The organism is Candidatus Methanodesulfokora washburnensis (genome assembly GCF_003947435.1).
In the GTDB taxonomy this organism is placed as follows: domain Archaea; phylum Korarchaeota; class Korarchaeia; order Korarchaeales; family Korarchaeaceae; genus Methanodesulfokora; species Methanodesulfokora washburnensis.
On record NZ_RCOS01000078.1, the window covers coordinates 1 to 7,590 of the forward strand.

The 7,590-nt window shown below is 45.3% G+C and carries 1 protein-coding gene; it reads left to right on the plus strand.

Going from position 1 to position 7,590, the window contains the following annotated elements; translation table 11 throughout:
* On the plus strand, positions 1-7,590 hold a 7,590-nt coding region (locus D6D85_RS06545; RefSeq protein WP_125671275.1), incomplete at both ends, for a choice-of-anchor X domain-containing protein.

Consider the following 7,590-nt stretch of genomic DNA (forward strand, 5'->3'; position numbering starts at 1 on the left):
AGATTTTAAACAAGAGCAGGTACAATGAGACTTTCTTTCTCTCAGTTTACGTGGCTGAAAAATCTGGAAACTACAGCCTGATATGCGGAAATGCGAGCTACAGTTTCTCCGTTTATCCTGTCAACTGGGGCTTCAACGGGTCTTTGTTAAGAATAGAGAGCCCTGTAGGCGGGAATTTAACCGTGATAACATGCAGCAACACATCAAGAGTAAAATTCAACGGAAGCATATCGCTCAACATATCAGCTCCTGCTCTCATAAAAATAGAAGAGCTAAACTTCACGCTTCGCATTCCAGGCATATCAATTGACAGGAATGTCCACTTCCCAAAGGAAAGGGTTGAGATCTGTGCTCTGGGGAACACAACAGTGGTATCCCCTTCAGGAAGGCTTCTGATAAACAGAAGCATTGATAAGCCTGAGATAGTTCAGATATGGCTGAATCAAACTGTCGAGCTCGGAAACTACACTGTAAAAGCTGATAGTGAGGAGAGAAAGTTTACTGTGGACAGCTATTCGATAAAGGCAAGGGCAGTTGGAAGAAGGATAGAGGGGAATGTGAGCTACTACTTCGTCATGCCCCATTACATAAGCTACGAGATAAATGGAAAGGAGGGAAGAGCAGCTGTGGTAAATGGAAGCTTTGAGATAAATGCGACCGATGAAGGAACATATCAGCTGAGATGTGGAAATGCTGTTGTTAACCTTACAAGGGATGTGAAAGTTGAGAATGGCTTTGTGAACAGAACCATAAGAGTAAATGTAAGCTTTATTCCGGTGGAATCCTACTTAAAGCTTGGAAACTCCTCATATAAGCTGAACTTCACGAATGGAACTGCTGAATTTACCCCAAGAAAAGCAGGCATATACACTGTTTTCGTGGATGGGATAAAGAGGAGCCTTATAGTTGATAACTATGAGATAAGGGCAGTGCTTGATAGCAATGAGGTTAGGGGGAATGTGAGCTATCTGTTCATCCCTCCTGTTGATGTTGAGTATCTTTTGCTTCCCTTAAACGAGAGCGGGAAAGCAAATGTGGTAAATGGAAGCTTCAGCTTCAAAGTAGGGAATATAACGGCAGTTCTGTTGAAATGTGGGAATGCTGAGCTGAAGCTTGATAGAAACAGCTCCTCAGCTCTTCTGGATGGCCTGAGGCTGGAGGCAAACGGATCCTACATAAGTGTTGCGAAGATGAAGGGAGGGATCTACGTTAGTGTCAGGTCTCATCCGAATTTCACCACAGTGCTGAGAGTTTACGGACTGGATAAAGAGCTTGAAGCAGTGAGCGAGGATGGAAAAGAGCTTTATCTCAGGGCAAAATTTTCAAACGGTATCCAGGAGTTTTTACTTGAGGATGGATCTCCAAATGATCCTGATGGAAGTGCAAACGGCCTTTTCAACCTGATCCTTCGTCCTAAAAGAGCTGGGGCGAACATTAGCCTCAATGAGAGCAAGGGTAAGGAGATAAAACAGTATACGAAGCCGGAAGAGGTGAAGGAGATACTGGCCAGTGGATCGGGGAAGAAGTGGAGGATAAAATTCTACAAGCTGGATAAAATCGAGAACTTCACGGGGATGGTTCAGCTCAAAAACGGGTTATTTGTAAAGGAGGAACAGATAGGAGAAGCTGAGGAGATAAAAGTTAGGAGCAGATTGATAGCAGATGGAAAGATCTTGGTGGAACTGGAGGAGAAAAGCGGGTGGGTGAGGATATCAGTTGAGCTTCCCAAGGGGGCTTTAGTGAAGGAAGTTCTGGCTGATGACCAGAATGGGACAAGGGTGATAGATTCATGGTATCAGAGCGGAAACAAGCTGATATTCTACGATGATCCGAACAGATATTACTACATTTTATACGGGGTTCCGCCATGGTGGGATCCTGATGGCGTGGCTCAGGGATACGATTGGCACTACAGGGTTCCTCTCCAGCTCCCGACCCTGAGGAAAGATCACACAATATGGCTTGATGTAAACTTCAACTACTTACTATCGCTGCTTAACGTTACCGGAACCTTTGATCCCAACTCCGTCAGAGTGGTGGATGATCAAGGGAATTTGGTTCCTAAGCAGGAATTCGTGCCGCTTGGAAGCGGAATTGGGAGGGTGAAGTTCATCCTGCATAAGGATTTGGGAAGTCCTTCCACATTCTACATATACTTCGATATAACTGAGAATGGAGCAAAACCATATCTGAATACCCTAAATGCTGGCCTAGATTCGGGCACGCTTAATTACTGGACCTACGGTAAGAACCCTTCAACTATATCATCTATAATACAGGCAAGTCCTCCAGGTCCTTACACAGTTTACGATCCATATGGAACACCAAACTACGTTACAGATGATGGAAATCCTGTCTTCGGTGGTTACTCCCTCGTTCTTGGCTACAGGACACCGAGCGGTAGCGAGGATGCTACTTCTACTGGGGAGGATACCTGGGCCTATTATGAGTTCACCGTACCAGCGGATGGAGGAATGCTTTACTTCTGGTATAGAGTTGAATCATGGGGCTCGGCAAACTACGATTACTTCAGGGCTGAGCTCAGAAATACTGCTGGAGATACGCTTGCCACTATAGTGAACAATTACAATCCAAATCTAGGGTATAATTATGGAAATTTTAGCGACTCAGGTTGGCGTTCAGTATCTTTCGATCTGTCATCTTATGCCGGCCAGACTGTAAGAGCTTATTTCCTCGTTCACACATATTGGGATCCTTACTATAAGACTTGGGCATATATAGATAACTTGACATGGGCTCCTGTAAATCTCACATCCTCCTTGGTTTCCAGTATGGTCGAGGGCTTCGGCCTAAATGTGACCTCTCCGAAGGGTACCCTTTCATACGGTCCAGTCAGAGTGGAGGCTAAGGTGGATGCGAAGCCCTCAAGAGTAATAGCGAGGATATATAATCCACTAGGTGCTCTAGTGACTACTGCCCAGCTCTACGATGATGGGACGAATGGGGATACCGTCCCTAACGATGGAATATATACTAACGCTAACGCTTACACACTCTCTTCAGGTTCACCCTTCGGGAAGTGGAGGATAATAGTATTGGCTAACGACTCCTCGACCTCAATTTATCCAGGCTACTCTGGGCTCATTCACATACCAGGAAGACCTTACGAAGTCAACTACACAGACTTCTTCAATGTTGATGAAACATATTTCTACTTCGGACCAGTAAAAGGAACAGTTTTTGAGGACAGGGAGCCCCTAGCTACTTATGGCAGCGAGGATAGTCCTATGAGCAACGTTCTTGTATATGCCCTCAAGGATAATGGAGATGGTATATTCAATCCGCTTGATGATGCCTTATTCACATGGGGGAAGACGGATAGCAGCGGCTACTATACATTCTCGATTCAAAACGGCAGATATTTCGTAGTTGTTAACTCAAAGAACCTGACAGCCGGGCTGAATTCAGGTCACTCTATAGATGAGACTTGGGCTGAGCAGACATATCAGGTTGAGTGGAATGGAAGCGCTTACGTTGGCAAAGCCAAATATGGAGGGATTGATCCCACAGTAAGTGATTCTTGCCTAAGCTTGGTTTTCAGGGATGACTTTGAGGTCTGGCAGGGATGGAACAATTACCGTTTAGGCAGAGTTGCTCAATCAAATGCTGAGTTCTACAATGGGAACTACAGCCTCGTTAGAGATGCGAATAACGATCCAAACGGCGGATACAAGCTCATAGGGACTACTATAGGAAGGGGCTACATCCTCCAAGGCTATGCTTTCAGGCCCACACCAATAGGACCGAGAGGTAGAGACAGCGTCAGTCTAGTCGATAGCAACTACAATGGATATGGCTTTATTGTCGATCACAGGAATAATAGAATTCAGGTAGTCCGCAGGATAAATGGAGATGCAAATGTGATATCGACAGTAAATTACGATCCTCCCGATGAAAGTTGGTACTTCTGGAAGCTCATACTCTTAACAAACAACACGATAATATTCAGGCTTTACGATACAGATGGCAACCTGCTTGCCCAAGTGAGTGGAACTGATACAAATTACAACAGCTTCGACAGAGTGTTAGTTCAGGGGGATGCCACGTACTACATAGACACACTGGCCCTCTGGAGGATTCCTGATAGATGCGAGCACATAACTATGATAGATACCAGCAATTACATGGGAGAGAGCCTCGACTTCGGGTTTAGCTATGAGATTATAGTGAACACTAGGGATGCTGATGATGATCCAGGACCTAGAACCTGCCAAGGCTGCTTAAGACAGTTCATAATGAACTCAAATGCGATAAAGGGAATGCAGAAGAGCTATTTCCTCATACCAAAGAGCGATCCTAACTATGTGCAGGAGAGCTTGGGCTCATCTCTGATAGATGCATGGAGGATAAAGCTCTCCTCAAGTCTTCCGCAGATAACGGATGATGTTAACCTCACAGCTAAGACCCAGTCCGGAGCTCGCGGATTCATAGAAGGTAAGTACGTTGGCTTAGATAACCACAGGATCCAGGACTTTGAGACACCCAGAATAGAGATAGATGGTAATGGATATGATGTATTCTATGCAATCACTAAGAAATCCCAGATAGAGGGGTTCAGCATATACAATGCACGGCATGCCATAGCTGTTAGAGGAAGCAATAGCATACATACAATAAGGGATAACTTCATAGGTACGTATGCGAACGGGAGTAATTCCTTCAAGGCAATATTTGGGATACAAGTGGGCGAATACTCAGACTCTATCATTGATAGAAATTTATCTGCCTTCATAAGGCACAACATAGTGGCGCTCTCCGATATGTACGGCATTGTGGTCAACAGCGGGAACATAGCCAATGCCACGATAGAGGACAACTGGGTGAGGGAATGTGGAGCTAGCTATAAAATCGGGGATGGGATAAGCCTTCAGACAAACGGTAATAAGGTTGTTCATAATTTTGTTGAGAGAAATAGGAATGATGGAAGCACCTCAAGGATAGATGGAGGAGCTGGAGTGGAGCTGGTTGTCTGGGTTCCGGAGCAGAGCTACGGGTTGAATTTGGTGTTGAATAACACAATAGTTAACAATTCAAGGTGGGGTGTGAGTGTTCTCTCACTTTATACTAAGGCACTTTTAGAAGGGAACATAATCTCCGGGAATCAGATAGGAGTAATCGTTTCAGACACCTCTGTGGCCAACATAACAAGTAACAGCATATTCAACAACTCCAGGGTTGGAATAGATCTCGATATATCGGGCAACACAAACGGGGATGATGTATCGCTGAATGATGGAACCCTATCAGGATCTCAGCCAAACAAGGGGATGGATTACCCTGTTATAACATCTGCTACTCTCTCTGGAGGCATTCTTCAGCTTAAGGGATATGTTGGAACAGGTCCCAGCTCAACATTCGCCAACTCTATCATAGACATTTATTTGGTCAGAAACTCCACCAAAGGAGATAACCTAACGGGAAACAATCTCTCCGGAGGAAAAACTCTCCCAGATAATTACGGTGAAGGCTGGATATGGCTCGGAAGACTGGTTGCTGACGGCAATGGAAACTTCGAAGGGGCAGTAAATGCCCCTCAAGTTGACTGCAATTCCTTAATAACGGCTACAGCCACTCTAAATGGGACATCTGAGTTCGGTCCAGATTTCCACCCCGTATGCAGGAGGAATGTATCAGCCTCCATCAAGATAGCTGGAGATTCCGCAATTCTAAACGTGACAGCGCATGAATTGAAACAGTACAACATAATAGCTTACTGGGTAAAGCCACAAAACATAGATATAACCTCTATGAGTGGGGATTATGATGCCTATGGATCTAATGGCAACGTCTACTGGTGGAAGTTCAATCAGATAGATGCAGAGAAGACAAAGCATGTCTATCTTAGCCTATCCTTCTCAGGAGACTACAGCTTGATGAATGCCTTTAATGTCGGTGTAGATCCTCCTAGCACAGATAAAGGCCTTAAAATTGATGTTAAGGAGTTCTCCTCGATAATATTCTATCCAAATGGAAGCTACTCTGTCAGGGAGCTCTGGGGCTTCCTCACGCTGAACAACACATCCCCCGATATAATATCAGATATTTCAATATACATAAATGGAACTGGATATACATTTTATCCGGATTATCCCAATGCCTCCAGCTCTCCAGTCTACCCTCCACTTCATCTCCCTCTTCTGCTTCCAGGCAGCTATGCAAGGTGGAGGTACACAGCTCCCAAGGGAGAGGCATTTGTCCCCCTCAGGTTTATCGAGAGAAACATGTCATGCGGTGCTTTAATCTCGATTCAGGCCTTGGATGATGTTGAAAATGTTGTGATAAGGAAGATGGGCCTTATTTATACAGTGGGAAATATAAGAAAGGGGGAGATAAGGAACATAACTCTAAACTTCAGCTTCTCAGGTTGCGTCCAGCAGAATGCAACAGTTGAGTTCAGCTACAAAAATGCATCCCTGTTAAAGAAGATAAATAGGATAAGGGCACTGGGACCTGCTGAAATTCAGATAAGGAAGGAGGTTCAGGGAAACAAAACAAAGGTGGCTGCGTACATGAGAAATACAGCGAGCTCGCTTGTCTACAGGCTGGATAAAATATGCATAATGAGGTCGGAATCAGGGCCGATACTGCTCTGCGAGAGCCCTTCAAAGGTGCTTGGGCCTGGAGAATTGTATGAAACTGAGGAGTTCAGCGAGAACATAACAGGAATTCCAAAGTACTATGCAAATGCGACCTTCACGATGCTTCCATCGATAAATGGTGTCACAGTCCCGCTACAGAACATAACATCAGTTTACTACATAGCTGCAGCTGTTCTCGTTGAGCCGGTCATATGCTGTACTCCTGCACCTTCAGCTCCCGCACCACCTCCACCAGTGCCACCAGCTCCTCCTACACCGGCTGTCAATGTAACTCCTGCTGCTCCCGCTGCGAATGTGACTGCAAACATAACTGCAAAGCCTGTCATGGTTCCTATAATATCCATCTTCAAGTCAGCTGATAAATACAGGGCATATGTGGGGGATATAGTGAGGTTCACGATAACTGTGAGGAACAGCGGAAACGGCACATGGGAGGGAGATGTTACAGATAGCCTTCCTGGAGAGCTTAGGTATGCGGGAGCATCATCAGCAAGGGGGAATGTGACAGGCCCCTCTGTATCCGGAGGCACCCTTTCCTGGCATGTTGTGCTCAGCCCCGGCCATGAGGCATCAATATCCTATCAGGCAGTTGTGGCCTCATATCCAAGCTCTGGCTACGTTGAGAACCTTGCAGTTGCAGCAGGCTTCAGAAGCTCAGCGTACATTGAGATAGTTAAACCCATCAGAGTTGCGGATATAAGGAAGGCAGGTGAGCTTTCTGGAAGGGAGATAATCTATGTGATCTCGGTTGTCTCAACAAACTATGAGGGAAGCCTGACAGTTGTTGATTATCTGCCTGGAGGCCTCTCTTACATTCCCGGAGCCACTCTTGATGGATCTCCTTATGAACCTGCTGTTCAGGGGAACAAGCTAACTTGGAGTATATACATAGGAAAAAATCAGACTAGAGTTATAAAGTTCAGTGCACACATAGAAAAAGTTTATGGGGTTGATGTGGTGAACACAGCCG